Here is a 2,373-nt window from a genome sequence, read left to right as displayed (position 1 = left end):
CGGAGGTTACAGGTCAGGTTGCGCGGGTCATTGACCGTCAGCACCGGCCAGCATTCCGGCTCGCCCCAGGTGAGCAGTCGTCCTGCCCATATCAGCTCCCCTGCCTCGGTCAGAATTTCCCGCACGGTCCCCTGGTGATCACTCACCACATAGTATAGCTGGCCTTTTTCAAACCGGGCCGAAGGGGTCAGGGCACCCGGCTCATACAGCCAGTGAATGCTGTGCGCATAATCAACGGTGCCGTCAGCCCGGACCGGCGTCTCTTCAATCAGCTGCTCGCCGCTCCACAGGTAATCATAGCCGATTTTTGAAAATCTTATTTAGCAGCATATTTTTCCAAAAGATACCTAAATTTTGTTATCAAATCTGTCCAATATTTATATGTGACATCCTTGATATAATAATCACCTAACCATCTGGGATGACACCGAGATAATAAATCATTTATAGATATAGTTTTTTCATCTTCACTTGTACAATTACTCAATATAATATATGTAAGTTTCCTAATATCATCTGCTTCGTCTTGGTAACATGAATCAATCAGGTGTTTGCAGATAATTTCGCTACATTCTTTAATATTCATAATAACTTTGTGGCTCCTGAATATTTACCACCTGCGGTAACAACTTGCCATCCACCGCCCGTTTTATCAGCTCCCCATTGAAGCTGTGGTGCTACTTTACCTTCTAATAGAATTTGATTTCGTGTTAATGCTACTTTTCCTTCATATGAAGCAGAGTTATTCGGTGGTAAAGCTAATTTTGAACGCCGTTCGGCGGAGCTTATCCCAGCAGATCCCCTAGTTACATAAACTTGAGATGCACTTCCTGGAGTATGTTCAGTTATAACGAATACATCATCTTGTTTCCCACGAGAAGCATAAATTTGTCCATCAAAACTATTAATTGTATCGTGCTGTATTTGTTTGTTCAGTCCTCTACTTTTCAATAAATTTCGTGCAGAATTTCGTGATAGTGGAATTTTTTCTTCAATATTATTTCTTGGACACCCCGCTAACCCCAGAGGATCAATCCAATTCACCGGATCATGGACATAGCTGTACGGGTTAAATCCGCCACTAAGATTCAAAGGGTCCGGCGATAAGTACTGGCCTGTTTCCCTCTCGTAATAACGGTGCCGATTATAAAATAAACCGCTTTCCGTGTCTTCATATTGGCCACAAAACCGGAGATTACACGTCAGGTTCCGGGGGTCATTGACCGTCAGCACCGGCCAACATTCCGGCTCGCCCCAGGTGAGTAATCGTCCGGCCCATATCAGCTCCCCGGCTTCGGTCAGAATTTCCCGCACCGTTCCTTGGTGATCACTCACCACATAGTATAGCTGACCTTTTTCATGCCGTGCCAGCGGCGTGAGGGCGCCCGGCTCATACAGCCAGTGAATGCTGTTCTCATACCCGACGGTGCCGTCCGCATACACCGGCGTCTCTTCAATCAGCTGCTCCCCGCTCCACAGGTAATCGTAGCCGATTATCGCGGTCGGTTTCACCGGCGGTCCGGCGGTGTCCTCCTCTTTCCGCTTGCTAATCCGTCGCCCGAAAGCATCATAGCCATAGCGCCAGCGCGTGCCTTCCGGGCTGATAACCCCGGTCAGCCGGTCTTGCGCATCCCAGCGGTAGCGCCAGGTCCGCGGCCGGTAGCCCCGTCGCTGCTCGGTCTTCTCTGTCCGTCGCCCGTTTTCATCGTAGCGATAAGCGCAGGCCCCGTGCTGAATCACCCGCCCCGCCTGCTGGGTGTGGTAGCTCTGGCGCAGGTCTTCACTGAGTCGTTCCGGTACCCGTTTTTGGTAATGCAGATGCTGGCCGGCATCATACACAAACTGTTCGTCACAGGCTCGCGGCCCGCCAAACTGGGCGGTCACCACCTGGTCATTGGCATTGTAGCCGTAGCGCGTCTCGTCCCAGCGGGTGTCTTCAATGCAGGCCACGTTGTAGGCCGGGGTGTAATGCCAGTGGCGGGTGACCGCGCTGCCCCGCGGCGGGAAATGCGGGTCGGCCTCGTACAGCGTCTGTTTAAACCAGTCGGAGCTGCGCCCGGCGGTCTGATGGGCCAGCAGCCCGACCGGGGTGTAAGCCTGTGACTGGATAAAACCGGCGGCGCTTTCCCGCGCGATTTCCCGGCCCAGCCCGTCATGCTGCATCTGCAACGGAGCATGGCCGTCAAGCTGCCACTGCATCAGCCGGCCGTTAAGGCCGTAGTACCAGCTGACCGCGGGCTGGGTGTCCACCTGGCGGCCGGTGGGCAGGCCGCTTTGCGGGTCCCACTGATGGCTGACGACACGCCCGTTAATTGTCTCTTGGGTCAGGCGGCCGGCCTCATCGTATGCAAACGCCACCACCGCGTCCGGGTT

Annotated in this window: 2 protein-coding genes; both read right to left on the bottom strand. The window is 53.2% G+C overall.

Features of this window, described 5'->3' with window-relative positions:
- Positions 1-316 precede the first annotated feature (316 nt).
- Positions 317-586 carry a hypothetical protein gene (locus tag LGZ98_RS23460; protein WP_262978696.1) on the bottom strand — a complete coding sequence of 90 codons (270 nt, stop codon included), beginning with the start codon at positions 584-586 and terminating at the stop codon, positions 317-319.
- On the bottom strand, positions 583-2,373 hold a 1,791-nt coding region (locus LGZ98_RS23455; protein WP_315902007.1), incomplete at its 5' end, for an RHS repeat-associated core domain-containing protein. The genes LGZ98_RS23455 and LGZ98_RS23460, both read right to left, overlap by 4 nt.

This window comes from Photorhabdus kayaii, from assembly GCF_025384895.1.
Taxonomy (GTDB): domain Bacteria; phylum Pseudomonadota; class Gammaproteobacteria; order Enterobacterales; family Enterobacteriaceae; genus Photorhabdus; species Photorhabdus kayaii.
Note: the sequence above shows the minus strand (reverse complement) of the source record. Positions and strands in the feature narration are given on the sequence as shown.